Genomic DNA, 26,263 nt, shown 5'->3' with positions numbered 1-26,263 from the left:
GGTCGCGCCGGCGCCGGCGGAGGGACGGGCGCCGGCCGGGGCCGGCGGGGACGCGGTGCGCGCGCCGCTCACCTGGACTCCCTGTCGTCGAAGCTCGTCGTGTACAGGCCGTACAGCAGACTGTCGTCACGGATACGACCGTCGAACGGCACATACGCGGGACCGATCTTCATCAGACCCTGACCCGGCATCACGTTCGTGAAATACGAGCGCTGCTCCTCCGAGAGCTTCAGCAGCGAGCACAGCTCGTCCGCGTCCGACGCGTTCTGCGTCAGCAGCATCAGGAAATCGGAGTTCGACAGCATCAGCCTCGCCCCGTCGTCCATCAGCAGCTCCTCGATGTTCTGCGTGATGCCCGTCACGCCCAGACCGTACTTGCGGGCGCGCTTGTAGATGTCCAGGAACTGGGCCGACGCGTACCCGTTCGAGAAAAACCGGTGGAACTCGTCCACATACAGCCACGTGCGACGGCCCGCCGCACGGTTCCTCAGCACGCGATTCCACACCTGGTCGATGATCACCATCATGCCGAACGTACGCAGCTCGCCCGTCAGCGCGCTCACGTCGAACACTGTCATGCGGTTGGTCATGTCCACGTTCGTCTGCCCCGAGAACCCCGAGAGCGAACCCGACGTGTACGCGTCCAGACTCACCGCCAGCAGATGGCCCGCATCCTCGCCCGTCGCCTCCAGGGCGTCGCGAAGATCCCCCAGCGTCGGCTGCAACGACGACCCCGAATCACGCCAGCGCACGTACAGACCCAACGCCGACCGGTCCACCAGACTCTTCTCCACCGCGGTCAGACCCGTGTTGCCGCCGACCAGCGAACCGATCATCGACACCAGATTGTTCGTCTTCGTCTTCATCGGATCCACGTCGCCGGTCTCGTCCAGCACGATGTCCAACGGGTTGATGCACTGATGGCCGCCCGCGCTGATCTCCACGATCTGCCCGCCGAACGCCTCGCACAGGGCCAGATACTCGCGCTCCGGATCGATGATGATCACGTCGTCGTCACGGTTGAGGAACATCGAACCGATCTCCTGTTTGACACTGAACGACTTGCCGCCGCCCGACGTGCCCAGGATGAAACCGTTCGAGTTCATATGCGCGCGCCGGTCCGCCACGATCGGATTGCCCGTCTTCGTGTTCGTCCCGTAGAAGATGCCCGACGGCTCATACACCTCCTGCGTGGTGAACGGGATCAGGATCGACGCCGAATTCGTCGTCAGCGTCCGCTTCATCGGCAGCGGATTGTTGCCCAACGGCAGCTCCGCGACCAGACCCTCGATCTGCATGAACGACAGCGACTCCGCCTTGCACGACTGCGCGTTGACGCGCGTGCGCACCTGACTGACCGCATGCTCCAGCGCCTCCTCGCTGTCCGCGCTCACGCCGATCACGATCATCGCGTTCGTCAGACGCTGGTTCGTGCGACGCAGCTCGTCACGCAGATCACCGATCTGCGTCTGCTGGTCGGCCAGATCATCCGGCAGATCATCCGGGTCCAGGCCCTGACGACGGTTCTGTCGGCGCGTCTCCATCACCTGCATCTTGATCTCCGCGCCCTTGCGACGCACCATCGTCAGCGAATCGCCGCGATCATACGGCGCCAGATGCACGCTCACGTTCACCCGCGCACGCAACCCCGTCAGCTCGTTGATCAGCTGGTCCGACAGTTCCGGCGGCAGGCCCGAGATCCACAGCGTCCGATGCCAGAACCCCGAATCCAGGGACTCCACGCGCAGCGTCGACGCCCTCGACGCGTCGATCATCCACGGACACACCAGATCCTTGATGTCCGGCCGACCCTGCAGATGATGGAACGTACGCTCGTTGAACGTGAAATCCTCACCCGGACGCAGGATCTCCGACATCAGCGCCAGACGCTGCTCACGGCTCAGCCGGGTCGCCCGGCACCCGTCGATCGCGTTCAGCTGCGCGGCGACCGAATTGCACAGGCCGTTGAGCGTGGTCACCGCCGCGTCACGATCATGCTCCTCGATCGTCAACGTCAGGATCTTGACCGTCTCCGTGTTCCTCGACGCCGTCTCCAGCTTCGAGCCCACCAGATCGTTGTAGTCGCGACGCCACCGATCCAGGCCGTCGCCACGATCCTCCATCCGCACATCCGACAGCACGTCATCGATGCCACGCGTCCTCGTGTACAAGCCGATCTGGATGTCCTGACCGCCCTCGAACCCCGACAGCATCTTGGCCCAATGATCGATGATCTCCATCTGATGCCGCTCCGGCGCCAACTGGTAGTTGATATCCGTGAACGCCATCGACGCGCTCCACCGGTCATCGCCCAGGAACGCGATCCCGTTGCGCAGCATCGAATCGAACCCGATCAGCGTCTTCACGCTCGCGGGCATCCTCCCGCTCGACCGCGCCCGCTCACGCGCCTTCCCGCGCGCTGCCGCGGCATCACCCTTCCTCCCAAGAAACTCGAACACTCCACTACTCCTTCAACGACGGCCGGGCCGGCGTGACGAACCGGCGCGACGGACCATCCAGCAAATACACGTTCCGATGCGCGTAATGCCTCCACAGGTAACGCGCGTACCGCTCGGGCATCAGACCACGGGGACGCCACCACCCCCACATCGCGATCGGAATGCCCGGCGGGAAGATCAGATACATACACAGATCCGACGGCAGGCCGGCCACGATCCACAACAGCAGATACGAGCCGCCGCACACCACCGCCAGAGCGCACGCCGCCAACAGCTGACGCCACGACAATCCCAGGAACACCTTCGACTCGATCGCGCTGATCTCCCTGTACACCGGCATCTGCAACGCCATGACACACTCCTCTCACTCGCCGCCGAACAGCTTCTTGGCCACGCCGTTCGCGACCATCACGATGCCGATCAGCAACACCGACGCCAACAGCAGATTCCCGAAATTCGAGATGATCCACCCCGGCAGACTGTCGCCCTCCTTGAACCCGTCCATCGTCAGCACGTTCTTCACGAACACGCGATACACGATCACCGCGAGATACAGGGTCGCGCACTGGAAAACCAGTACCGCGTACTGCTTGAAATAGCCGATGCCCCACGCCTTCGTCTCCTCATGCGCGCAGAACGCGACCGGCAGCGGATTGAACGCCGTCATCATGTACAACTGCACGAACCGCAGCAGGATCACGACCGTGAACACGATCGACGCGGCCTGCGACACCACGAACGGAATGATCAGCAGCACCATGCACGCCGCCTGACCGGCCCAACCCGCATCCTTGATCTGATCCGCCATCGCGTCGCCCAGGCCCATCGTGCTCGTCGCACCCTCCGTGGGCGCCGCCGACGTGAACCCCGACATCATCGATGAGCCGATCTCGTCGACCGCCTTCAACAGCAGCTCGCTGTTCTGCGCCAGAGTGAACACGATCGCGATCCTCAGCATCGCCGCCGCGACCATCTTCATGCCCAGCTCACGATCAGCGTCCACCTTCGTGGACACGCGCGCCAGCTCCATCGAAAACACGATGGCGAGCACGATGCTCGCCATCGGCTTCACGGCGGTATCCGCCACGCGCAGGGACAGGTCATACAAGTCATGGTTGAAATCGGCCGGCGTCTGCAGCAGCCGAGACACCATATCCTGCGACACACCATTGCCGATGGTGTTCAACAGGCCAATGAGCCAATCCTCCATGCGCGGCCGCCCGTCAGGCCAGGGCCTTGAACAGCTGCGCCGCGGCCAGGATCACGATGCCGCCCACGGCCTGCCACAGGCCCGACTGCGTCTGCGGGCCGTTCTGATCCTTCAGACCGGCCGCGAACGTGATCGCGCCCCACACCGTCCACGCGCCGCCGCCAAGCGTGGCGGCCGTGACGAACAGATCCAACACATTCGACGTGAGCTGGTTGCCATCCGCCGCGGCCAGCACCACCGGCGCATTCGCGGGAGCGGCCGCCTGCGGCAGCGCACCCGACAGCAGATCCGCCTCACTGGGACCAAAACCGAACATAAACCACTTCCTTTCACTGGACTCAACGACCACACACGCGGCCGCCACCATCCATCCAACCCCGAAAACCCACAACCGAGTTTGGAACACGAAACCCAACCCCCACACCGCGATACCCCGATACCGCAACACCGAAAAACCCGAACACCGGCCGACCGAAACAGGCAAACCAACATACGATGGAACGGACACGACGACAAGGACGCCGATAGAAAGGAACACACCATGACAGAAAAGACGAAGAAGCCGCAGGAAAACCAATGGGAATGCCCGTACTGCCACAGCACGAACGAACATCGGTCACAGGAACACGTGATCTCTAAGGCCGTGCTCGACCTCTATCCGAACAGCCGAACGACCCTCGACTACACCCGGACCGGCAGGCAGCCGAACACCATACTCACCTACTCGGGCGACCCGACCGTCACGATCGGACGGCAATGCAACACCGCCAGCTCATACCTGGACGACTACATGAAGGACATGCTCGCCCGTCACATCGCCAACCCGCGGGCCAACATCCCGAACGGAACCAGACAATGCAAGGACCGCACCGCCGACACGACGACGATATGCCACGACTACGTCCTCTTGCAGAAGACGCTGACGAAATACGTCTGGAACGCGCTGCACCTGATGAGCGAAGGACCGCAGGTCCGGTCGTTCCTCGGCGCCGAATTCCCCGAACCCGGCGACGGGACCATCAACCCCCGCCTCGACTGGATACGACATCTCGACATGGACCACCCGGACGACAGGATACTCATCCTCGCAGGACGCTACGCCACCCCCAGATTCCCCATGACACGCGACCGCGACATCGACATCCTCACCTCGATCACCGCCATGTTCGGCGACGGCGGGAAGGACGAGCCGCTCGACATCCCCTGCCGTCACTCGGCGCAGTTCAAGTTCGGCGACCTCAGCCTCGTGATCCTGTTCATGCCCGACGGCACCGGACTGCCTGACAAGACCAGGAACATGCTGAAAAGCCAATACGGGCATACACTCGTGGAACCCGGCAAGCCGATCAGAACGAGAACCTGCTACCTGCCACCCACGCCCGATACATTCGGCGCCATCCCCTCCATCCGGAAGGGAAAACAGCTTTCCCAGCTGGCAAACGCCGGGCGGGCCACCATGCTGCTGAACGCGATGGGAGCGGACCTCGCACGCACCACGCCCAACGCGACCGACAAGGCCATCGACGACCTCATCACCCGGGAGGCCGAACGAGAATGACAGGAGAAACAGGGGAGGATGGAGAAGACCACGGCAGGGCCGGCCATATCCCCCTCCGCCCCGATCACGGAGACATGAACGACGAACGGCGACACCCCATCGTCCGGATCGGCGAACGATCGAGGAAACGCTGGAAGCCGTTCCTCGGCAGGCCGGACGCCGTCCAACGGATCATGGACCTAGAACTCGGCAAGAATACGGAGATCGACGATGACTTCCGTCACTTCCTCGAGGCTGAGATCCGATACGAGATCGGCCTCGGCGGCCGGGACGAGGCCGAAGCCGCCTACAACGCCTACTACGGAATAACACCCGAGGAATCCACGGAGACCATGGTCATCGGGAAGAGGTGACCTTTCCGGCCAGCGAGGGTCTTGAAGAGCGGCATGCCGCCGATTGATAGACCCTCAAGGCCATGCGCACCTTGTAAACAAAGGCGATTTGGGCGCATGCTCGGCCCGGCGTAACGTTCGCCATGCCACCGGCCATACGGGGCCGACGGCATAGGAGAAAGGAGCCGCGCATGCGACCCGAGCACAATCGAAACCTGGCGCTCGTCACGCTCATCGCCGTCTGCGGCGTGCCGTTGGCGCAGCAGACCAGCGGCTGGCAGGCCGTGGCAGTTCTCATGGCCATGACCGTCGCGGCATTCCAGAGCGACCGACACCACTGAAAGGCCAGTCCGCCACGACCGGCGGCGAACTGGAACTGTGATGAAGATCACGCCACATCGCATGTTCTAGGCGCATAGCCGACAAGTATGGCCGATTTTGTAGGCGCCGTGATCGGCGCGTTCCACACCATCCATATCACTGATCTGTGCTGGAGTCTGCCGCTGTGGTCTCTGGGCATCCTGCTGCGTGACGCCGGCCGTCACGGCCGTCACTCACGTCGATGCGGACGGCATACGCGCGCACGTCACAGCAGGGTATCGAGCCGGATCAGGCTCATCAACCGGATCGGCGAGATCCTGAAGGCGGTGGCGGAGTTCCTTGCCTCATAGGACCTCTAGAAGAGGACATGGACGCCTCCCGGACATGGAAAACGGGTTCATCCTCCTCCCCGTGAAACCGGTGAGGGGATGAACCCGTCATGTGGTGCGTCGACTACCGGACTCGGCGCATGCGGCGTGCGATCATGCCGCCGGCCGTGAGCAGACCGGCCGTGAGCAGGACGCCCAGTCCCGTGGCCGCTCCGGTGGAGGGCAGGGTGCTGGTGCCGGTTCGTGCCCATTGGGCGGTCAGGGTGACGGTCTCGCCGTCATTGGAGGCGAGGTTGGTGGCCTCCTGCGCGTCCTGGTAGGTCTTGCCGTTCTGGTCCTTCCAGCCGGTGAATCGCCATCCGGATCGTTTGAACCCGTTGGCGGTGAGCCTGGCGGACTGGTCGAACGTCATGGCCTGGTCGCCCATGCTGCCGGTCGCATCATCCGCGCCCTTCTCATAGCGGACGGTGTAGGTCCACGTGCGCCATTGGGCGGTGAGGGTGAGGCCTCCCTTGGGGTAGTCGATCTTGTCGCCGGCCTTGTGGTCGCCGCCGTCCGGATCCTTCCACCCGGTGAACGTGTGGTGGTCCCACGTGTAGCCGGTCGCGTCGGGCAGGGTGGCCTGGTCGCCGACGTACCCGTCTAGAGGCTTGATGCTGCCGGTGACCTTGGGATCACCGGGCTGGAAGGTGATGCGGCTGGACGCGGCCCGGTAATGCAGGACGACGGCCTGGTTGCGCGCGCCCATGGTGCCGGACGCGACCGTATTCGGATCCTGCGTGCTGCTGGACGTCGCGTCGCCGGTGACCTTCTCGAGCGTGTACCCCTCGGGGGCCTTCGGCGTGGCCAGCTTCCACTGGGTGCCGTAGACGACCTTGGTCGCGTCCAGATCCTTGCCGGCGGCGGTGGTGAACCCGCTGGTCTGGTTCGTCAGCCCGGGCAGCGTGTTGCCGTTCTGATCGACCGCAGTCCACGACACCTGATGGGAGCTGTCCTTCTCGACCGCGTCGGAACCGATGGTCATCGCACCCTCCTGGCCGCTCGTGTAGCTGAAGGTCAGGCTCGTGGCGTCGAACAGGGCGGCGAACCGGTGGGACGCCTGACTGGACTCGGCCAGGGCCTGATCGTTGGTGGTGTCCCTGTGATCATACAGGTCGTTGGGATTGTTCGGCCTCGGGAAGTTCGCGTCGTACGTGTAGGCGAACGTCTTGTCGCCGGCGATGCCGTTGCGCCCGAACCGGGTCAGATCGCCGGTCGACGTGCCGGTCGAGGGCAGGATCAGCTGGTCGAAGCCCTGCAGGGGCTCGATACCCACGTGCAGGTAGGGGTCCCACTTCAGATTGTCGGGGTCGCCGCCCCACCAGAGGCCGTACCGGTCACCGTCCAGATTCTCGAACGCCGTGTATCCGGACACCTGGATCGGCTGGCCGTTCTGGTCGAGGAAGTCGACCTGAAGGGTCAGGCCGTTGCGCTTGGCGGCGTCGTACGCGGGCTGGGGGGAGTCCTTCGAATATCCCGTACCGCAGCCCGTGGGCTGTCCGTTCGCGCATTGCAGGAGCTTGATGCCGGCGTCGGCGGCGAACGTCAGGCCCTTCTCGTACACCGGGTTGTTGTCGCCGCCCAGATGGTACCAGCGGACGGAGCCGCCGTTCCATTCGGTGACGGTGAACTTCGCGCTCACGGTCTGGGGCAGGCCGTTGCCGGCGATCCACGTGCCCAGATCGGGAACGGTGAACGAGGCGCCGATCTTGGTGGGGATCTGCTGTTCGATGGCGCCGTCGACCATGCCGCTGTTGCCGTGGGTCCAGTTGGCGTCGAACTTGACGGTGTCCATGCCGATGGACTGTGTGTCGAACTCGAAGTTGGTGTATTTGCCGTGGATCTGGCCGGCGATGGTCCCGCCCTGGGGAGCGACGGTGACGGGCAGACTTGTATCGCACACGGGCAGCTTGACGTTGATGTCGGTGTCGCTGCCGGCGGGACGGTCGTAGCCCGAACAGGAGGCGTCCGCCGCCTGGACGGCCGGAACCGCCATCAGGCCGGCCAACGGCATGGCGAGGCATGCGATGCCGGCCAGGGCCGCTGCAGGCCGTTTCCAAAACATTGTTCTCATGATGTGCTGCTTTCCTTTCTGGTGGAATGATGCTGCGGCGTCTCACGCCGGCTGGCACGGCGGGCCAGCGGCAGGCCGACGATCAGGGGCAGGCCGACCCCGGCCGCGAGCAGCGGCCGCGCGTCGCCGGGCGCATCCGCCTCGGCCGGCACCTGAACACCGATCCGGGCGCGTTCGCCGGTGACGAGGAGCCGTTGCGTGTTCACGCCGTACGGGGTGCACGTGACCAAGGTGACCAGATCCTTGCCCGGGACGATCTTCAGACTGTCGACCTGGTCCGGGTCGACGACCCGGATATCGGTCACCCGGTAGGCAAGCGTCGTGCCGAGCACGTGCAGATAGAACGGGTCTCCCAACCGGATCTCGTCCAACCGGGTGAACAGCTCCGCGTTGGGCAGACCGCGATGACCGGTCAACGCCGCATGCGTGGACGGGCCTCCCACGGGCAGGCTGGTGCCGTGCAGATGACCGATCCCGGTCTCCAGCGCCTGCGCGCCGCTGCCATGACGAATGGTCAGGTCAACGCCGATCTTCGGGATGCTGATCGACCCCATGACCCCCCGACCGGTGTCGAGGGTCCGCTCGTAGTCGGGATCATCACTCCCGGTGAAATCCCCGGTGGCCTTGCCGCTGAACGGGTCCGCCGCCTCGCCGATGATCGGCTGGCCGGTCCGGGCGAGACGCCGGTTGTACGCGTCGGCGGCCGTAAGCATGCGGGTGCGACGCGCGGAGTCCATGGCGTCCATGGCGTCGGAGAGCCGTTGCGTCGTCTGGCTTTGGTCGGCGGCGAACCCCACGCTCTGCGCGGCCGGAATGCCGACGACAAGCGTGGCGGCGGCGAACAGGAGCGCGGTCGCGGCGGTGAGGATCCGGTCACGGACCCGCCGGCGTCGCTCACGGCGGCGCTCGATGCGCGAGAGGGACGGATGGATGATCTCGTAGAAGTCGTCCATTCGTCCCTCCCGGTGGTCCATGCGTTGTCTTTCCCGTTCGTCATGTCCCTCTCGGGCCGTGTCGGGCGGGAGGGCGCGCATGTCAGGCGGCCGGCTGCTGCTTGCGCTTGAGGGCGTAGGTCGCGCCGCCCGCGAGGGCGAGGAGCGCGGCGGTGCCCGCGAGCACGTACACGCCAGCGGCGCCGGTCTGCGGCAGCTGGGTGATGCTGTTGAGGTTGTGGACCTCGACCTGGCCGCCGTCCTTGATGGTCACGTTCGGGGTCAGCCCGTTGTTCGCGCCGGTACCGGTGACGACGCCCGTGTGCGCCTTGTTGTCGATCTTGATGGTGAACTGGGCCGGGGTCTTCAGATAGCCGTCCGGCACGGTGGACTCGGTGACGGTGTAGGTGCCATCGCCCAGACCGGCGAAGCTGAGGAAGCCCTGGTCGTTGGTCTTGGTCTCCGCGCCGGCGGCGACGGCGGCCTGGTCGTCCTTCGCGTCGACCTTGGTCCACTTGCCCTGGGCGAACTTCATGTACTTGCCGTCCGAGGCCTTGATGGTGAAGCCGGCGTTCTTCAGCGCGACCGTGCCATCGTTGTTGGTCTTATGGATCTTGAAGTCGAAGTTGGCGAGGGTGACGGGACCCTCGGGCGTGGTGCCGGTGTGGTCGGTGCCGTCGAGGTTGGCGTGCACGGTACCCGTGTTGGACGGATCCTCGCCGAGGACGACCGCGGTGTAGGTGATGGTCACCTGCTTGCCGTAGTTGGCATCCGTCAGCAGACCGGTCGCGTTGTAAGTGAAGCCGGCGTTGGCGTCCTTCATGGTCAGGGTGCCCTGGGCGGGGGCGGCGGCCGCTCCGTCGCCGACCTTGACCTTGATGGAGTCCTGGTTGACGGACAGGTTGGTGGCCACGTCCTCGTAGGACAGGCTCTTCGGGTTGGAGTTCTTGTCCGGGACCTTGAAGCTGACCGTGTAGCTCACGGTCGCGCCGATCGTGGAGTCGCCCGCACCGTCCTTGGAGACGGACAGGATGGTGGACTTGACCACGGCGACGCCGAGCGTCTGCGTGTCGAGATCATGGCCGCCGATCTTGGTGCCGACGAGCAGGGGCAGACCGTCGGAATCGACGACGAGGTAGTAGCCCTCCTCGAGACCGCCGATGGTCAGGGTGGTCTTGTCCTTCGCATCCGCGGCGACGGCGATGCCGGACTTGACGGCCTGCGGCTTGTTCTTGACCGCGGCGAGGGCTGCGGCCGCGCTGCGGGCGGCCTGCGCGTTGCCGGCGGCGATCGTGCCGGCCTCGTCGTGGCCGGTGGCCTGATCGGCCTTGATGCCGGCGGCCTTGAGCCAGTCGGTGGCGGCCTGATTGGCGTTGACGACGTCGGTGGAGTCGATCTTGCCGTCCGCGTCGTTGTTCCAGTTGCCGTAGTTCGTGTAGGAGCCGACGCGGTACACGTCGAACGTGTGGCCGACCAGATCGCCGGACGCCGCGCTCAGGGTGATGGTCGCGTTCGCGGCCGCGGCCTGACCGCCATCGGCAGCGTTGGCCGAGAGAACGCCGGTGCCGAGAGCGGCGGCGGCGACGAAGGCCGCGACGGTCGGGGCCACGATACGGCGAAGGTTGTTGCTCATGATGATTTCCTCTTTCCTCGGGAAGACCACACGGCCTGCCCGCTTGTCGTTGTTGCATATGCGTGGATGCCGCCCCATCGGGGACGGCGGGATGATGATCGGTGTGGATAGGCTCCTTTCCTGATCGGGTCGTGGTGGACGGGGAGGGCCAGCGTGCGTGTCACGCCGCCGCTGCCGGCCCGCCCCTGCGCCCGCGCCTGGTGGCGCGGGAAGAATGAACGGCCGCCGGGAGGAAGAGATCCGACGGCCCGGGTGCCCCGAAGCCGGGGAAGACGACTCCGGGGAGGCTTCGTCTACCGGTCTCCGTCATGCGGCTCCGGTTCCCGGCCGTGACCGGGCGGGGATTCCAGCCGTTTGCCATGCCGGTACAGGAGGAACAGCACGCCGCCGGCCGTGGCCGTGGCCATCGCGGCGACCATGTTGACGATCGCGGCCCCGGTCGCCGCGAGCCTGGTCGTCCGCCCGCCGGCACGCATCCCGGACCAGTCATCGGACGCGGACGTCACCGTCGTGTCCAGACACAACGATCGACCGCCCGCCTCGACCCGACCGGCCATGTCCCCGTCGGACGGACACTCGGTCAGGGGGCGCGCCGACACCGTCGTCCTGCCGGTATGACGCCCCTGGGTGAACCCCTGCAGCCGGCCCGTCACGTCCACGCTCTGACCCGGAGCCAGCAGCAGCGAATCCCAGCCGGACGGGTGCTCAAGCCCCGTGACCGCGCCGTCGCCGACGACCGCCCGATCCGAGAAATGTAGGTCCGAGGCGCGGAACCACGCGTCCGAACTCGTGTTCGTGACCGTGAACACGATCCGCTCCCCGTCCTTCACGCCCGTCAGAGCATCCGTCGAGGAATCCCGGTCCCCGGACTCGCGACCGCTGCGCGCGTCCCAGGACTCCACACGCAGCGTGGGCGTCGCGTCGGGAGTACGGGTCCACGCCGACGCGCTGCGCGTCGACTGTCCGTTGAGCGTCGCGGTGAACCGCCAGTCCACCCTGTCGGAGACCGCGATCCGTGTGGCCTGCGCGTAGGCGCGCCAGGCGGCCTCCCGACCCGGATTCGCATTCACGAGCCGCCGGTACAGGTCCGTGGCCTCCACTCGCGTCGTCCCGGACCCCGGATCCACACTCGCGGTGAACAGGTCGCCGCCGAAGCGTGACGAGTCCATGCCGTCGCCGCCGATCCGGGATCCCTTGGCCGCCAGCATGGAACCATCCATGCCATACAGGTCACGGGCCGCATACACCGCCCACCGGCCGGTCAGCCGGTCCACGCCCGGATCCACATTCGAGTCCACGCGCCACGACGAGACGGACGTCGCACGATCCGCGGACAGTACGCCCGAATCCATCCGATACAGGAACGACGAATCCCTCCACACCGACATGCCGTCCACGGAATCCCCGCCGACCGTCATGACCGCGTCACGATCCGGCTCCACACGCGCCAACGGATTCGACACGGCGTTCCCGTCGCCGCGATCCGCGTCCACGATCCTGGTCATCGACGCTCGAGCCGTGGAACCATTCCCCGTAACGCCCGTCACCCGCCACGGCACACGAACCCGATACGAACCTCCGGCCAGCGACCGGTCCACGCCCGGATCGTGCGACGGATCATGCGAGGAGCCATCCAACGCCGCATACGCGGCCAGATCCGACGGCTGCGCGCCGGCCGGCACCACGGTCCCGTCCTCCATCGTCGTGTCCACCAGCCGGGCAAACACGTACACGCGACCATCCGACACCTGCACGTTGAAACCATCGGTCACATCCCGTCCCGAACCATCCGACACCCTCACCGTCGAGGCATCCACGACCAGATGCCGCGCATCGAACGCGAGCACCACTCCCGCACGCCACGTCGGAGACATACCCGACAGATCCAGCAACGCCTCGTACTCGCCGGCATCCCCCACCAGCAGACCACGACCATCAATCCCCTCCGACGAACCATCGGACGTGCGCACCGACAGCCACTGACCAGCCGTCGAACCCTCCGCGGCCCCGGCCCCCACCGGAGCCAGCAGCGCCGCCAACGCGACACCGGCGGCACACGCCCTCACGCCGCAACGAAGATCCATGAGCTTCCCTCTCATCCAAAATCCATACGTCCCCGCCCTCCACCGGAGGCGGACCGGTCTGACCGGTCCGTCTCGACATCGGAACAGGAAAGAAGCGGACCCCCGAAGGGGCCATGCACCATGGAACCGCGAAAACCACGGGAAGAGTTTGGAACGAAAAAGAAAACCCAGCCTGAAAAACCGGCCTACCGCAATACCGCCATACCCCCGGAACGATACGAAAAAAGGGCCGTGCGAACCCGCACGGCCCCCACCGGGAACCCGCTAACCGATATCCGTGGAATCGGACAGGCCCGCCTCCACCGCCGCCAATCTGGCCTCCAGCGCAGTGACACGACGCGCCAGCGTCCGAACTGTCGCACGGCCCTCCACGCCCTTGACGCGAGGCCGGGACGGCGTCCAGACCACAGCCTCGGCCGGCACCGGAGGCGCGGGTGGAACGTCTTCATCGGGCAAATCACGCCAGCGCGCGATGCACCGTTCGATGCGCTTGTAGCCGATCAGAGCGGAATCCAGCCCCGCCTCACGGAAGATCCTGGCCGGAGAATCCCCGGCCCGATATCGTCTTGCCACCATGCGACGGAACCCCTCCTCATACGTGATCCGCAACCGGCCCCCGGTCACGCTCACACGCTTCACCGCGGGCAACGACTGCAGATACGACAGATCCGACATCGACAGCTCCCTGACTCCACTACTCATAACGAACTCCCTTCCAAAACAGGACTACACAACGAAAACCAACGAGAACCCGGCCGACACCGTACGGCACCGGCCGGCACGGGGTCACGGCCTAGAGGCCAGATACTCCTCCAACGCCAGGTCGACGACCTCCTGCATGCTCATGTCATGCTCCAGCGCCCACAGCTTCACCCGCCGGCGCGTCGACCTGCGCATCGCCACGCTCGTCTTCGTCCAACCGTCATCCCCGGTCGCTGACGAACCGGAACGGACTGGAGCGGTATCGGCGGCGAACACGTTATCCAACGGCGCCTCGGACACGGCGCGCGGCCTCGATGGACGGAACGCGAGATCCTTCATGCGATCACCCACCCCGCCAGCAGCACGAACGACGGGACCAGCAGCATGAGCGCCATACGTCCCGAGGCCGGCACATCCGCGCACATCGCGCACAACAGGCCGGCCGATGTCACGGCCAGCAGGACAACGAACACCAGAACGACAAGCGCCAGCAACCGGATCATCGCAGCACCTCCAGCAGCTCGTCGAGCACCTGCCCGTACTCCCACAGCTTGCCCGGGCGCAGACCCATGCACCGTTTGAGATCCTGCCGCTTGCGAACCACCGCGTCGAACCGTGGCGTGGCCGCGTCCCCGAGCGCGGACAGCGTCCTCGCATACGCCGTCGTGCCCGGCTCCACACGCACCAGCAGCAGGGCCGCCGGCCGATGACGCGGCACCGCCTCGAGCGTCGCCCACGCCTGCTGCAGATCCAGCGGACTGTCCGACGAGGGCACCACCACGAAATCCGCCACCCCGATGGCCGTCTCCAGCAGACGACCCTGCGGCGGCGCGTCCACCGCCACGAACGAATCCGCGCCCACGCGGCTGAGCCGGCCCAGCGTGCTCAGATTCGCCGGCGACACATCGAAGCCCAACGGCTCGCCCGCATCCTCGGCGAGATCCCGCCACAGACTCGCCGACGACTGCGGGTCCGCGTCCAGCACCACCGGCGCCGAACCCTCGAACCGGCGCGCGTACGCCGCGGCCAGAAACATCGCGCTGGTGGTCTTCGCCACCCCGCCCTTCGCGTTAGCGATAGTCACGATCATGATCAAACTCCTTGAAAAACCAGAAAAATCCAAAAACCAAATACCGACGACGGCACGTACCGGAGGAACCCGATACCGCCACACCGCCATACCGTCACGTCGACGCCAGCCGGCGCAGAAACGAGTCCAACGCCCAGACCACGTCGGCCGCACGGCCCGAACGCACCCGCAGGCCCCGCATGCTCACCGGACGCAGCGAGAAGCCGACCTCCATCAGCATCAGCCCCGACGACGAGGACGCGCAGTCCAGCACCAGCGACCACGGGCCCGGGGACGCGGGACGAGCCCCGTCCGCCAGCCCGTACCGGCCCTCCAACGCGCGCACGGCGGCCGACGCCACCGGAGCGGACTCGCGAGCCAGCAGGGGCCAGCCTCCGGCCGGAGGCTCGGCCTCGCCGCGGGACGACACCCGGGCCAACGGCACCGGCCCATCGACATGCAGATCACCGTCGAACACCTGAAGAAACAACACGACGAGCCTCCCTAGAACAGACGACCCTGAGCGAGAGCCGCGCTGGAGGAACGCTTGCGGTCCCGCCAGTAGGCGCGGGTGCACGACCGCGCCCGCTCCACCGCCCGGGGATGCTCACGAAGCCAGGCCAGCACCGTGGACGGGGACACCGACGCCAGACCCCACAGGGTCACGCCCAGATCCGCGGCGATCTCGTGGCTCAGCACGCACCGCTCCTGATAGGTCAGACCACCGGCCAGCACGTTGTCCCTCGTGCGACGGGCCAGCGCCTCGCTCAGACACAGGTCCCGCACCGGACACGAATCGCACAGCCTCCTGGCCGCACGCCTCGCCCGCCGATCGACACGACCGGAATCCGGGACCGCGAACATCTGATCCGCCAACGCCTGACTGCGCGCCGCGACCCGCACGCACGACGCCTGCTCCATGCCGGTCATGAGACGGCCCCCCGGTACATCGGATTGCCCGCGAACGACGGACGGAACGCGCCGGACGCGGCCGGGCGGCTCCGGGCGGCCTCACGGTCGCGACGCTCGGCGTCCAGACGAGCCTGATACGCGAGGCCCGCGTCCAACGCCGCGCGCAGCGCCTCGGCCTCGTCGACGCCCTCGCGCAGCAGCCGGCGCAGCTCGCGGCGGGCCATGAACCCGTCGTTGCCGTCCTCGACGCCCAGACCGTCCAGCAGCCTGCGGCAGCGATGCTCGAGATCGTCCGGAACCCCGTACGTGCCGGCGGACGGGGCGGAACGGGCGTCGAGCGTCATCGCGTCGCGGATCTCGTCGAACAGGCGGGCCAGCTGACGCGGGGACGACACCCGACGGGCCAGCCGAGCATCGGAGAACGCGTGATCGCACACCCGCCTCGCCTCGACCACCGCATCGGAGGCCCCGGAGGCCGTCAGACGGTCCAGCAGCGAGGCGACCGCGCGACGGTCACGATCCGAGAACGCGCGACGGGACAGACCCAGCTCGGCACGCCTCGAGGAGAACCAGTCCAGGAACGAACCCACCAGGTCCCCGCCAACGGCGGCCACGCCATCGACGGAACCCTCATCACCAGGTTCGCCCCCGGAGGGGGAGATGTCCCCATGGGGGACAGAGGGGGAAATGTATTTATATGTATTTCTATGTATATTGGGTGACATTTTGTCACGTTTTGATGACAAAATGTCACGCTTTTTGGACAAAATGTCACCCCGTTCAGTCTCCACGCACGGGGCGTCATTTTGTCCGGAACCGGTTCCAGGCGCCTCCATCACACCGTCGTCCACGGCATCGGCGACGGACATGCCTGCATCCTCGGCATCGACCTCGGCGGGGGAGGACTCGGCCGGTTCGGCCTCCTCGACCGCCTCGGACGGGATGTCACGGCACACCACGTTCCACACGGTCGTGCGACGGTCCTGACGCACCGGCTCGCCCGTCTTCGGGTTGAAGCCCGCGAAATCCTGCTGGCCGAGCTCGATCAGACCGATCTCCAGCAGACGATCCATCGCCCGCTGCACCGTGCGCCTGCCGATGCCCAGATCATGCGAGATCGTGTCCACCGCGGGCCACGACGCCGTCCCGTCATCGAAATGCGCGCGGAACGCCAGATACGCCAGCACCGACTTCGTGGCGTTGCCCACGCAGGTCACGTTCTTCTGGACCCACACCATCGTCACCACGGTCACGTCACTCACCTCCGATCAGACGGTCGCCCGCCTCCGCGCCCAGGCGCATGCCCAGCACGAACGCCGGGGACACGTCCACGGCCAGACCCGACGGGTCCATCAGGTGATGGGCCACGCCGGCATAGAAATCATCACGGTTCGCCGCGGTCAGCGGCAGACCCGCGTTCAGACAGGTCAGACCCCACATCGCGGCCCGATACGCCTCGACGCCCATCCACGCGACGAACAGACGATCCGTCGCCGTCCGGGAACCCGCGTCCAGCAGCACCGACTCCGCGTCGAACTCCACACGACGCAACGGCAGACCGCCCCGCATCGCCAGAAACAGCAGCAGCGTGGTCTTCGCCGCATCCAAACGCGCGGGATCACAGCCCCGCACCACCGGAACACTCAGCCACGAGCAATGCCGGCCACCCAACGAGCCGCCCGCATCCACCAGCGCGCGGAGCGACGAGACCCGGCCATGCAGACGCTCATACGCCAGCACCCGCTCGTCAAACCCCAGACAACGATCCTCGAGAAACGAGGAATCATCCGACGGCGTCTCCAACAGGGACAAGTCCCTGGCCGCCGCCAACAGACACGACCCGGTCATCACAGCACCCCCGAACCGGCCGGATGCTCCAGCATCGCCAGACGCTGCTCCAGCGCGTGACGCACCGCCGTGCCGCACTCCGACGCGCCCAGGGCACGCTGCTCCGCACGATCCCAGTCCACCGCCGAGAACGACCCCGTCGCACCGGACTCGTCCAACCCGCGCATCGTCGCGACATGACCGGAGACCACGTCACCGGAAGCGCGATTGCAATCCCGCATCGCATCCAACAGGGCAAGCCCGTACGCCGCGTGCACGAGACCCGCGATATCATCATCGACAGCCAGTCCCATGACACGGGACAACAGATCTTCCTTTTCCAAACTCGGCGCCCCGGAACCACCCTTACCCTTGGAGGTGTTCAGGGAACCGCAAGCTGCGTTTGTAAAATCACACATGTGCGATAACTCCTTGATCAACCCGAGCGGAAAACGTTTGGCGACATTTTGAACGCCCGGGAAACGGTTATTTGCACGGCCGGCCCTCCGTCACTTCCAGGTCCTGGAGAGCCGGCCACCTCATTCATTGGCTTCTCAACGGGCGGCGCGCCCGCATAACGATGACAGTGCGGCATCACCTCCTCTCGGATTCCCGGACGGGAACTCCATTTCGTAGGGGATGAGGTCCTGAATGAAATCCGAAGACAGGCCATACAGCTCGCGGATGCGCAGACAGTCGCGTCGTTGCCACTCGGTCTTGCGATTCAACTTCTGAGTGATGCTGGATCGGGACTGGTTTGTCTGAACGGCCAATTGAGAGCTGGGAATACCCATCTCGCGCAGCCACCGCTTCATGTTTGACATGACCTCTCCGTTCCATAGAAGTTAGATTTCCTAACCTCAGAATACAGGGAAGAAACCATGTCCTCAAGTTAGTAATTCTAACTTTCGGAAATATGTTGTTACTGTTGGGTTCGACGGCGTGTCGTTTTCGTTGGAATTTATGGCCTGAGATGCGTTTTTATTTAGATTTCCGACGGCTGGACGAGTTTAGGTTTTCTAACTTTCGTTTGATATGATGACCTATGTTAGTCAAAAGATTGAAGGGATACGCGCATGAGTGTGACGGAAGCCGTAAATTTTGTGGCTGCCGATAGGGAAGAGGCTGCCGCTCGTTTTGCCGAAGTAGTGCGATACAACATTCGCCGGTATATGAGGTTGACGGGGAAGCTGCAGAAGGATCTTGCGAAGGCGATGGGAGTGACCCGGCCCGCCGTTACGCAGATGCTCAATGGAACCACGAAGATAAAGCTGGAACAGTTGTATCTTGCGGCAAGGGAATTGGGAGTTACTGTCAATGATTTGATTGACGATACCTATTACCGACAGGACGAAGATTTCGTAGCGCGAATGCAGGAAAACGAAAAAACCGTGGCCGGAAACTCCAAACCACGGTTTTTCGTAGGTCTCCTTTCGGAGACCGAATTTGTAGCGGGGCATGGATTTGAACCATGGACCTCTGGGTTATGAGCCCAGCGAGCTACCGAGCTGCTCCACCCCGCGTCGGCCTTAACAGGCAACGTCTATATAGTCTATGGATTCGAGCGGGGATGTCAAGCGGGAGTGTGGCTGTGGGGGATTTTGTTGTGATACATCGTTGGGATTGTTGGGGTTTGTCGGCGTGTCGTTTTTGGGGTTGTGGCCCTCCCTCAGTCACGCATTGCGTGACAGCTCCCTCCCGAGGAGGGAGCACGTTGAAACGGGGCGTGTGAGGCAGTGCTCGGGGGTCTTCCTTCCTTGGGGCGCATTGAATGGTTTTGGGGATTTACACGGCACTGCAATAATTGGGACTATGCCTATCAAGATTCCCGAGGGTCTGCCGGCCCGTGCCATACTCGACTCAGAGCGCATCTTCGCGTTGGAAAAAGCCGACGCCGAACAGCAGCGCGTGCGTCCGCTGCGTCTGGTGATCCTCAATCTGATGCCCAAGAAGATCGAGACGGAGACGCAGCTGCTTCGTCTGATCTCCAAGTCCCCTCTGCAGGTAGACGTGGACTTCATGAAGACGTCCACGCACGAGGCCACGCACGTGAGCCGCGATCACCTGCTCAAGTTCTATGAGAACCTCGACGCGTTCGAGGACAACTATTACGACGGTCTGGTTGTCACAGGCGCGCCCGTGGAGCACATGCCGTTCGAGGACGTGGACTACTGGGACGAGTTCCGTCGCATTCTCGACTGGGCGGGCACGCACGTGTTCTCCACCATGTATCTGTGCTGGGGCGCAATGGGCGCGCTCTATCATCGCTACGGCGTGCGCAAGCATGTGCTCGATCAGAAGATCTTCGGCGTGTTTCCGCAGCGTCTGCAGGACGAATACTGCTTCATCACCAACGGATTCGACGAGATCGCATTGCAGCCGCACTCGCGTCTGGCCGACGTTGACATGCACGACATCCGTGCCAACGAGGATCTGCAGGTGCTGACCTGGGGAGAGGAGAGCGGCCCGGGGCTGGTGGCCACGCGTGACTTCTCGGAGGTGTTCGCACTCGGCCATTGGGAGTACGGCAAGTGGACGCTGGCCGAGGAGTACGAGCGCGACATGTCGCGCGGTCTGACGAACGTGCCGTTCCCCGTCAACTACTTCCCGCACGACGATCCGAGTCAGGAGCCGCTGTTCGCCTGGCGTGCGCATGCGAACCTGTTGTGGCGCAACTGGCTGAACTGGGTGTATCAGACCACGCCATACGATCTGCGCGAGGTGCCGCAGCTGCGTGCGGAGAAGCGTCTGGGGACCGATCGGCGGTATCGTCGTTCGCCGGCCGGTCCGCGCGGAGACGACTTCCATACGTTCGACGGCTGCGGGTACGGCGTGATCGAACGGTAGGGGAGTGAGGCGCTTTTCCGGGATGGATCCCTCCCTCAGTCACGCGTTCGCGTGACAGCTCCCTCCCCTGGAGGGAGCACGAAGTAAGAAAATCCGCGTGCTCCCTCCGAGGGAACGCTGGTCGCTGCGATGCGAATCGGGGGCCTCGGCATGAGCGCGCACGGTATGACGCTTGGCAGGCTTCCGGTTCCCTTGCATGACGCAGTGCGTCCACATAGTGAGATCTGTGGGTAATGTCGTCAAACTGCGTGTTGCGTGTGACCGATCACTGGAATTCCAACGAAAATACGGGCCGATGAAAGTCGTCTGATGTGTCTGATTTTCGGAACGATTATTTAGACAGGTGTCGATTCGGTGTTGCTTTGGGCGGCTTTGCAATGTGAGCCCTAACATAAAGCCGCCCACCGAAGGCGCCGCGATGCCCCCGATCGGGAAGTGCCGAAATTTGAACGATGTCGCTGTTTCGTTTCTTGGAAAATCCTGTATCCTAGAGGGGTTAAAGGAAGACTGCCAACCTGTACGTAGGTGTACAGTCGGCTAATTAACGTCTGTGACACATATTGCGCCGAAGAAGCGTTATATTGGTTCAGGTTCAACAAAGAGGAGGCATGCAACAATGGCAGGTGTTGCTGAATTGATGGGGGCAGCGGGCATGACTCTCGCCGCGGCTGAAGGGCCGGAAATCCCCCAGATCGACGAGTTCCTTCCACCGGAGATCCTGTTCGCGGGCACGCCGTTCGCGATGAATCGCATCATTCTCGTCCGTGTGATCATGACCGTCGTCATGCTGCTGATCCTCGGCATCAGCGCCAGCCGTGCGAAGCTGATCCCCGGCCGTTGGCAGGGATTCGTGGAGTGGGGCATCGAATACGTTCGCGACAAGATCGTCTATGAGGTCATGGGCGAGCTGCGCGGCAAGCGCTACGTGCCGATGATCTGCACGATCTTCTTCACGATCTTCTTCTTCAATCTGTGCGGCATCATCCCCGGCATGAACATCGCGGCCACGGCCACGATCATGATGCCGCTGATCTTCGCGGCATGGACGTTCGTGCAGTACTGGATCGCCGCGTGCCGTGAGCAGGGCCTGATCAGCTACCTCAAGCAGGAGTGCACCCCTCCCGGCGTGCCGTTCCCGGTGCTGATCCTGTTGGTGCCGATGCAGCTCATCGATATCCTGATCATCCGTCCGGCATCGCTGACCCTGCGACTTCTGGCCAACATGATCGCCGGCCACCTGATCGTGGCGCTGTGCTTCTCGGCCACGCAGTTCTTCCTGATTCTTACGGAGAACAAGCTGATGATGGGCGCCGGTGTAGTCACCTTTGCGTTCGGCTTCATCATGACCCTGTTCGAGGCGTTCGTCGCCTACCTGCAGGCGTTCATCTTCGCCACGCTCTCCACGGTGTACATCAATATGAGCTACCCGGAGGAAGACTGATCCGAAGGGACGCCGGCTTCCCGTTCCCGTCCACAAGGCGGTGGCGGAAACGGCCGACAACACTTGATATCTCCGTATATCGCAATAACTCAAGATCGTATAACTGAACATCATCCGCAGTTTTTGTTTCGTGGGCTCACGGAACTGAAAGAAAGGAAACAACAATGGATCTCATCACTCTGGCTCAGGTGACCGGTAATCTGAGCGCCATCGGTTACGGCCTCGCCGCCATTGGCCCCGGCATCGGCGTCGGCATCGTGTTCGGCAAGGCCATCGAGGCCACCGCTCGCCAGCCCGAACTGGGCGGCCGCATCCAGACCCTGATGTGGATCGGCTTCGGTCTGATCGAGTTCCTTGCCCTCCTCGGCTTCATCTCCGGCTTCATCTTCACCGCCTGATCCGCACTCGAAGATAACGAGATATTCATTATCAACACGAGTGAAAGGAGGCGAACATGGTGACAATGGCCGAAGGCGGAATCGATCTGTTCCTGCCGAAGTCCTATGACATTTTCTGGTCGGCTGTCATCCTGATCGTCGTCGCAATCTTCTTCTACAAGTTCTTCCTGCCGAAGTTCCAGTCGATCTTCGACGAGAGGACCGCAAAGATCGAAGGCGGCATGGCCAAGGCCGAGAAGGCCCAGGCCGAGGCCGACGCGGCGAAGAAGAAGTATGAGGACCAGCTGAACAACGCCCGCATCGACGCAGCGAAGATCCGCGACGACGCCCGCAGCGAAGCCACGCACATCATCGCCGACGCCCGCACCAAGGCCGAGGCCGATGCCGCGCAGATCACCGCGACCGCGCAGAAGTCCCTGGAATCCCAGCAGCAGCAGGCCCTCGTGAGCCTGAAGGGCGAGGTCGGCGCACTGGCCACCGCTCTTGCCGGCAAGATTCTGGGCAACAAGCTGTCCGACGCCGACGTGCAGTCCACGATGATCGATTCCATGCTCGACGAGCTCGACAAGCAGGGTGCCGGAAAGGCCGCCAAGTAATGGCGACCGCACCGGTGCATCACGTGAACACAGAAGGCAGGAGGTGAAAATCCGATGTACGGAGAAACTTCATCCAGTTCGGTGAAGGCCGTGCTCAAGACCTATGGTCCCAAGCTGGACAAGGCCGGAGCGGCTGCGAAGACGGTTGGCGATGAGCTGTTCGACTTCGCCGCCATCCTCGACGCCAACCGCCAGCTCGAGCGCTCGCTCACCGATCCTTCGCGTTCCGCGGACGACAAGACCAAGCTCGTGCGTGCCATCCTCGCCGGCAAGGTGAGGCCGCTCACGCTCGAGATCGTCGAGTCGCTCGTGGCCAGCAACTGGAGCCGTCCGGCCGACATCGCGGATGCGACTGAGGACGTGGCCGTGGAGGCCCTGCTGTGCGAGGCCGACTCGCGAGGCAAGTGCTCCGCCGTTTCGATTCAGCTGTCCCAGCTGTCGAGCGCGCTGCTCAACCTGCCGGTCGTCCGTCAGCGACTGTCCGACTCGCACGCCGAGCCGGAGACCCGAGTCAAGTTCCTGAACACCCTGCTTAAGGGTCAGGCGCTCGATCCGGTCACGGTCGATCTGGCGGAACACGCCACCAGGGACCTGCGCAACCGCCGATACCTGTCGACGATCAACTGGCTGATCGACGTCGCGGCCGAACACCGCGATCGTTACATGGTCACGGTCACGAGCGCCGTCCCGCTGAAGGACGAGCAGTTCCAGAAGATCAAGGCCGTGTACTCGAAGAAGGTCGGTCGTCAGGTCTTCGTCAACAGCGTGGTCGATCCCAAGGTGCTCGGAGGCATGCGCATCCAGATGGGTTCGGAGGTCACCGACAACACTGTGGCGGCACAGCTGCAGAACCTCAAGCGCGCCGTGGCCTAGTCCCGGCACGCCGTACGAACGAATTAGACGTTCTTGAACAGAAACAAACAAAAGGAGTGATCAATGGCAGAATTGACCATCGATCCCGCGGCGATACGCCAGGCGCTCGACGACTTCGTCGAGTCCTACAAGCCGTCCGACACTCCGACCCAGGAAGTCGGAACCGTCAAGACGGCCGGCGACGGCATCGCGCACGTGGAGGGTCTCCCCGGCTGCATGGCCAACGAGCTGCTGACCTTTGAGGACGGCACGCTCGGTCTGGCATTCAACCTGGACGCCCGAGAAATCGGTGTGGTCGTCCTCGGTGACTTCGCAGGCATCGAAGAGGGTCAGGAAGTGCGCCGCACCGGCGACGTGCTTTCCGTGCCGGTTGGCGACGGCTACCTGGGCCGTACCGTCGACCCGCTGGGCAAGCCGATCGACGGCCTTGGCGAGATCAAGGCCGAGGGTCGTCGAATCCTCGAGGCGCAGGCCCCTGACGTGATGCACCGTCACCCCGTCGATGAGCCGCTGTCGACCGGCCTCAAGGCCATCGACGCCATGACCCCGATCGGTCGTGGACAGCGTCAGCTCATCATCGGCGACCGCCAGACCGGTAAGACCGCCATCGCGATCGATACCATCATCAACCAGAAGGCCAACTGGGAATCCGGAGATCCGAAGAAGCAGGTCCGCTGCATCTATGTGGCCATCGGCCAGAAGGGCTCCACCATCGCTTCCGTGCGTCAGGCCCTCGAAGAGGCCGGCGCCATGGAGTACACGACGATCGTGGCCTCCCCGGCATCCGATTCCGCAGGCTTCAAGTACATTGCCCCGTACACCGGCTCGGCCATCGGCCAGCACTGGATGTACCACGGCAAGCATGTGCTCATCGTCTTCGACGATCTGTCGAAGCAGGCCGAGGCCTATCGTTCGATCTCGCTGCTGCTTCGTCGCCCGCCGGGGCGTGAGGCGTACCCGGGCGACGTCTTCTACCTGCATTCGCGTCTGCTCGAACGCTGCGCGAAGGTGTCCGACGATCTGGGCGGCGGTTCCATGACCGGTCTGCCGATCATCGAGACCAAGGCGAACGACGTCTCCGCGTACATTCCGACCAACGTCATCTCCATCACGGACGGCCAGATCTTCCTGCAGTCCGACCTGTTCAACGCCAACCAGCGTCCGGCAGTGGACGTCGGTATCTCCGTGTCCCGAGTCGGTGGCGCGGCGCAGACCAAGGCGCTGAAGAAGGTCTCCGGTACGCTGAAGATCTCGCTGGCGCAGTACCGTTCGCTGGAATCCTTCGCCATGTTCGCCTCCGATCTGGATGCGGCGTCCAAGGCCCAGCTGAACCGCGGTGCGCACCTGACCGAGCTGCTGAAGCAGCCGCAGTACTCCCCGTACTCGATGGAGCAGGAAGTCGTGTCCGTGTGGGCCGGCACGCATGGCAAGCTCGACGACCTCGATCTGGTCGACGTGCTGCCGTTCGAGCACGGTCTGCTGGACTACGTTGACCACAACACCGACATCCTGAAGACCATCCGCGATACCGAGGACTTCACGGCCGACACCGAGAAGGCCCTGGAGAAGGCCGTTGACGACTTCCGCAACACCTTCGTCCAGCACGACGGCACCCCGCTGGTGGCCGAGAAGCCCGTCGAGAAGACCGACACCCCTGTCGAGCAGGAGAAGCTGGTCGCGCCGAAGGCCTCGACCAAGGAGGAGTAGTCCATGGCATCGCAACTCGCATATAAGGCGCGAATCGCCTCCACGTCGTCGTTGGAGAAGATCTTCAACGCGCAGGAGATGATCGCAAGCTCTCGCATCGCCAAGGCCCGCAACGTGGCCCTGGCCGCGAAGCCTTACTCCGATGCGATTTTCGATGCAGTCCAGGCTCTGGCCCAGCACACCCATATCTCGCATCCGATCGTGAGGAAGGACGAGGACAACCCGCGCGTGGCCGTCCTCGCCCTCACGGCGGATCGAGGTATGGCCGGTGCATACACCTCTTCGATCATCCGTGAGACGGAGAGCCTGCTGGCCAAGCTTGACGACAAGGGCAAGAAGCCCGAGCTTTATGTCTACGGCCGTCGCGGCGTCACGTACTACAAGTACCGTGGCCGCGACGTGCGGGGCACCTGGGAAGGCAACTCCGACGCTCCCGGCGTCGAAGTCGCCGAGGAAATCTCCAAGGCCCTGCTCGACGCCTACATGAAGCCGGCCGACGAAGGCGGCGTGAGCGAGCTGTACGTCGTGTTCACCGAGTTCGTGAACATGGTGGTGCAGAAGGTGCGCATCCTCAGGATGCTGCCCGTGGAGATCGTGAGCGTCGAAGGCGAACAGGCCGAGGCATCCGGTGTGCCCGAGGCCCAGCCGCTCTACACTTTCGAGCCCAGTCGTGACGAGGTCCTCGATCGCGTCCTTCCGAAGTACGTGCAGTCGCGTATCCACGAGTGCCTGCTCACCAGCGCGGCCTCGGAGACGGCAAGCAGGCAGAACGCCATGCACACCGCCACCGACAACGCCCGCAATCTGATCGACGAACTGACCCGTAAGCTCAACGCCACGCGTCAGGCAGCGATCACGCAGGAGCTTACAGAAATCATCGGCTCCGCTGATGCATTGAATAACGAGAAAGAATAGGAACG

The 26,263-nt window shown here is 64.1% G+C and carries 30 protein-coding genes and 1 tRNA gene; 13 read left to right on the top strand and 18 right to left on the bottom strand.

All coding sequences use genetic code 11. The annotated features are described in order from the left end of the window. Window positions 1-68: 68 nt before the first annotated feature. From Tam10B_RS07675 to Tam10B_RS07660, 4 genes are all read right to left on the bottom strand, one after another. On the bottom strand, window positions 69-2,378 hold the full coding sequence (locus Tam10B_RS07675) for a VirB4-like conjugal transfer ATPase, CD1110 family (RefSeq protein WP_408606644.1): 2,310 nt from the start codon (window positions 2,376-2,378) through the stop codon (window positions 69-71). Window positions 2,379-2,463: 85 nt separating this feature from the next. After that, window positions 2,464-2,811 (bottom strand): PrgI family protein, encoded by a 348-nt coding sequence (locus Tam10B_RS07670; RefSeq protein WP_093960662.1) that lies wholly within the window; start codon window positions 2,809-2,811, stop codon window positions 2,464-2,466. Window positions 2,812-2,823: 12 nt separating this feature from the next. Continuing rightward, complete coding sequence (locus Tam10B_RS07665; RefSeq protein WP_093960661.1) at window positions 2,824-3,669, bottom strand: type IV secretion system protein; 846 nt, start codon at window positions 3,667-3,669, stop codon at window positions 2,824-2,826. A 13-nt stretch (window positions 3,670-3,682) separates the two neighbouring features. Next, on the bottom strand, window positions 3,683-3,907 hold the full coding sequence (locus Tam10B_RS07660; RefSeq protein WP_233133654.1) for a hypothetical protein: 225 nt from the start codon (window positions 3,905-3,907) through the stop codon (window positions 3,683-3,685). A gap of 303 nt (window positions 3,908-4,210) precedes the next feature. Between Tam10B_RS07660 and Tam10B_RS07655 the strand changes: the two genes are divergently transcribed. The 4 genes from Tam10B_RS07655 to Tam10B_RS07645 all read left to right on the top strand — a co-directional run bounded on the left by Tam10B_RS07655 (window position 4,211) and on the right by Tam10B_RS07645 (window position 6,230). Next, the gene (locus Tam10B_RS07655) at window positions 4,211-5,227 is read left to right on the top strand and encodes a hypothetical protein (protein ID WP_093960660.1); all 1,017 of its coding nucleotides are present in this window, start codon (window positions 4,211-4,213) and stop codon (window positions 5,225-5,227) included. Between the two features lie 74 nt (window positions 5,228-5,301). After that, window positions 5,302-5,580 carry a hypothetical protein gene (locus Tam10B_RS07650; RefSeq protein ID WP_143248598.1) on the top strand — a complete coding sequence of 93 codons (279 nt, stop codon included), beginning with the start codon at window positions 5,302-5,304 and terminating at the stop codon, window positions 5,578-5,580. Between the two features lie 170 nt (window positions 5,581-5,750). Next, a complete protein-coding gene (locus Tam10B_RS13255) occupies window positions 5,751-5,900 on the top strand; it encodes a hypothetical protein (RefSeq protein ID WP_158214163.1) in 150 nt (49 codons plus the stop codon). Between the two features lie 87 nt (window positions 5,901-5,987). Further along, the gene (locus Tam10B_RS07645; protein ID WP_093960658.1) at window positions 5,988-6,230 is read left to right on the top strand and encodes a hypothetical protein; all 243 of its coding nucleotides are present in this window, start codon (window positions 5,988-5,990) and stop codon (window positions 6,228-6,230) included. A 103-nt stretch (window positions 6,231-6,333) separates the two neighbouring features. Here the strand turns inward: Tam10B_RS07645 and Tam10B_RS07640 are convergent, their stop codons facing one another. The 8 genes from Tam10B_RS07640 to Tam10B_RS07610 form a co-directional block, all read right to left on the bottom strand. After that, window positions 6,334-8,322 carry a hypothetical protein gene (locus Tam10B_RS07640; protein ID WP_143248597.1) on the bottom strand — a complete coding sequence of 663 codons (1,989 nt, stop codon included), beginning with the start codon at window positions 8,320-8,322 and terminating at the stop codon, window positions 6,334-6,336. Then, on the bottom strand, window positions 8,319-9,275 hold the full coding sequence (locus Tam10B_RS07635) for a class C sortase (RefSeq protein WP_158214162.1): 957 nt from the start codon (window positions 9,273-9,275) through the stop codon (window positions 8,319-8,321). The genes Tam10B_RS07640 and Tam10B_RS07635 overlap by 4 nt, the downstream gene beginning before the upstream one ends. Before the next feature lie 82 nt (window positions 9,276-9,357). Continuing rightward, a complete protein-coding gene (locus tag Tam10B_RS07630) occupies window positions 9,358-10,887 on the bottom strand; it encodes a SpaA isopeptide-forming pilin-related protein (protein ID WP_093960655.1) in 1,530 nt (509 codons plus the stop codon). A 293-nt stretch (window positions 10,888-11,180) separates the two neighbouring features. Continuing rightward, window positions 11,181-12,971, bottom strand: coding sequence for an LPXTG cell wall anchor domain-containing protein (locus tag Tam10B_RS07625; protein WP_158214161.1), 1,791 nt, complete (start codon window positions 12,969-12,971; stop codon window positions 11,181-11,183). A gap of 264 nt (window positions 12,972-13,235) precedes the next feature. Continuing rightward, a complete protein-coding gene (locus Tam10B_RS07620; protein ID WP_093960653.1) occupies window positions 13,236-13,673 on the bottom strand; it encodes a hypothetical protein in 438 nt (145 codons plus the stop codon). A gap of 84 nt (window positions 13,674-13,757) precedes the next feature. Beyond that, a complete protein-coding gene (locus Tam10B_RS07615; RefSeq protein WP_093960652.1) occupies window positions 13,758-14,012 on the bottom strand; it encodes a hypothetical protein in 255 nt (84 codons plus the stop codon). Next, a complete protein-coding gene (locus Tam10B_RS13250; RefSeq protein ID WP_158214160.1) occupies window positions 14,009-14,176 on the bottom strand; it encodes a hypothetical protein in 168 nt (55 codons plus the stop codon). The genes Tam10B_RS07615 and Tam10B_RS13250 overlap by 4 nt, the downstream gene beginning before the upstream one ends. Beyond that, entirely contained in the window at window positions 14,173-14,763 is a 591-nt protein-coding gene (locus tag Tam10B_RS07610; RefSeq protein WP_093960651.1) for a ParA family protein, read from the bottom strand. Before Tam10B_RS07610 ends, Tam10B_RS13250 begins: the two co-directional genes overlap by 4 nt. Window positions 14,764-14,774: 11 nt before the next feature. Here Tam10B_RS07610 and Tam10B_RS12965 point away from each other — a divergent pair, with 11 nt between their 5' ends. Beyond that, the gene (locus tag Tam10B_RS12965) at window positions 14,775-15,224 is read left to right on the top strand and encodes a hypothetical protein (protein ID WP_143248595.1); all 450 of its coding nucleotides are present in this window, start codon (window positions 14,775-14,777) and stop codon (window positions 15,222-15,224) included. 22 nt (window positions 15,225-15,246) lie between these two features. Here Tam10B_RS12965 and Tam10B_RS07600 read toward each other — a convergent pair whose 3' ends face one another. The 5 genes from Tam10B_RS07600 to Tam10B_RS07580 all read right to left on the bottom strand — a co-directional run bounded on the left by Tam10B_RS07600 (window position 15,247) and on the right by Tam10B_RS07580 (window position 18,305). After that, window positions 15,247-15,672 (bottom strand): WhiB family transcriptional regulator, encoded by a 426-nt coding sequence (locus tag Tam10B_RS07600; protein ID WP_093960649.1) that lies wholly within the window; start codon window positions 15,670-15,672, stop codon window positions 15,247-15,249. Further along, window positions 15,669-16,907 carry a helix-turn-helix domain-containing protein gene (locus Tam10B_RS07595; protein ID WP_093960648.1) on the bottom strand — a complete coding sequence of 413 codons (1,239 nt, stop codon included), beginning with the start codon at window positions 16,905-16,907 and terminating at the stop codon, window positions 15,669-15,671. The genes Tam10B_RS07600 and Tam10B_RS07595 overlap by 4 nt, the downstream gene beginning before the upstream one ends. A gap of 1 nt (window position 16,908) precedes the next feature. Next, the gene (locus Tam10B_RS07590) at window positions 16,909-17,502 is read right to left on the bottom strand and encodes a hypothetical protein (protein WP_143248594.1); all 594 of its coding nucleotides are present in this window, start codon (window positions 17,500-17,502) and stop codon (window positions 16,909-16,911) included. Further along, window positions 17,502-17,900 carry a hypothetical protein gene (locus Tam10B_RS07585; protein ID WP_093960646.1) on the bottom strand — a complete coding sequence of 133 codons (399 nt, stop codon included), beginning with the start codon at window positions 17,898-17,900 and terminating at the stop codon, window positions 17,502-17,504. Before Tam10B_RS07585 ends, Tam10B_RS07590 begins: the two co-directional genes overlap by 1 nt. A 135-nt stretch (window positions 17,901-18,035) precedes the next feature. Continuing rightward, on the bottom strand, window positions 18,036-18,305 hold the full coding sequence (locus Tam10B_RS07580; protein WP_093960645.1) for an XRE family transcriptional regulator: 270 nt from the start codon (window positions 18,303-18,305) through the stop codon (window positions 18,036-18,038). A 252-nt stretch (window positions 18,306-18,557) separates the two neighbouring features. Between Tam10B_RS07580 and Tam10B_RS07575 the strand changes: the two genes are divergently transcribed. Next, window positions 18,558-18,971: a helix-turn-helix domain-containing protein gene (locus Tam10B_RS07575; RefSeq protein ID WP_093960666.1), complete on the top strand. Its 414-nt coding sequence runs from the start codon at window positions 18,558-18,560 to the stop codon at window positions 18,969-18,971. Here Tam10B_RS07575 and Tam10B_RS07570 read toward each other — a convergent pair. Then, window positions 18,931-19,004: transfer RNA gene (locus Tam10B_RS07570), tRNA-Met, on the bottom strand. The genes Tam10B_RS07575 and Tam10B_RS07570 overlap by 41 nt on opposite strands. Window positions 19,005-19,293: 289 nt before the next feature. Here Tam10B_RS07570 and Tam10B_RS07565 point away from each other — a divergent pair. From Tam10B_RS07565 to Tam10B_RS07535, 7 genes are all read left to right on the top strand, one after another. Further along, on the top strand, window positions 19,294-20,328 hold the full coding sequence (locus tag Tam10B_RS07565) for a homoserine O-succinyltransferase (RefSeq protein ID WP_093960644.1): 1,035 nt from the start codon (window positions 19,294-19,296) through the stop codon (window positions 20,326-20,328). 616 nt (window positions 20,329-20,944) lie between these two features. After that, window positions 20,945-21,769, top strand: coding sequence for a F0F1 ATP synthase subunit A (gene atpB / locus Tam10B_RS07560; RefSeq protein ID WP_093960643.1), 825 nt, complete (start codon window positions 20,945-20,947; stop codon window positions 21,767-21,769). A gap of 164 nt (window positions 21,770-21,933) precedes the next feature. Continuing rightward, the gene (gene atpE / locus Tam10B_RS07555) at window positions 21,934-22,167 is read left to right on the top strand and encodes an ATP synthase F0 subunit C (protein WP_093960642.1); all 234 of its coding nucleotides are present in this window, start codon (window positions 21,934-21,936) and stop codon (window positions 22,165-22,167) included. A gap of 59 nt (window positions 22,168-22,226) precedes the next feature. After that, window positions 22,227-22,763: a F0F1 ATP synthase subunit B gene (locus Tam10B_RS07550; RefSeq protein WP_198947558.1), complete on the top strand. Its 537-nt coding sequence runs from the start codon at window positions 22,227-22,229 to the stop codon at window positions 22,761-22,763. 54 nt (window positions 22,764-22,817) lie between these two features. Then, window positions 22,818-23,636 carry a F0F1 ATP synthase subunit delta gene (locus Tam10B_RS07545; RefSeq protein ID WP_093960640.1) on the top strand — a complete coding sequence of 273 codons (819 nt, stop codon included), beginning with the start codon at window positions 22,818-22,820 and terminating at the stop codon, window positions 23,634-23,636. A 63-nt stretch (window positions 23,637-23,699) separates the two neighbouring features. Continuing rightward, window positions 23,700-25,343 carry a F0F1 ATP synthase subunit alpha gene (gene atpA / locus Tam10B_RS07540; RefSeq protein ID WP_093960639.1) on the top strand — a complete coding sequence of 548 codons (1,644 nt, stop codon included), beginning with the start codon at window positions 23,700-23,702 and terminating at the stop codon, window positions 25,341-25,343. Between the two features lie 3 nt (window positions 25,344-25,346). Then, on the top strand, window positions 25,347-26,258 hold the full coding sequence (locus tag Tam10B_RS07535; protein WP_093960638.1) for a F0F1 ATP synthase subunit gamma: 912 nt from the start codon (window positions 25,347-25,349) through the stop codon (window positions 26,256-26,258). The last annotated feature ends 5 nt before the right edge of the window (window positions 26,259-26,263 follow it).

Origin of the sequence: Bifidobacterium vansinderenii, assembly GCF_002234915.1 — a bacterium.
In the GTDB taxonomy this organism is placed as follows: domain Bacteria; phylum Actinomycetota; class Actinomycetes; order Actinomycetales; family Bifidobacteriaceae; genus Galliscardovia; species Galliscardovia vansinderenii.
Note: the sequence above shows the minus strand (reverse complement) of the source record. Positions and strands in the feature narration are given on the sequence as shown.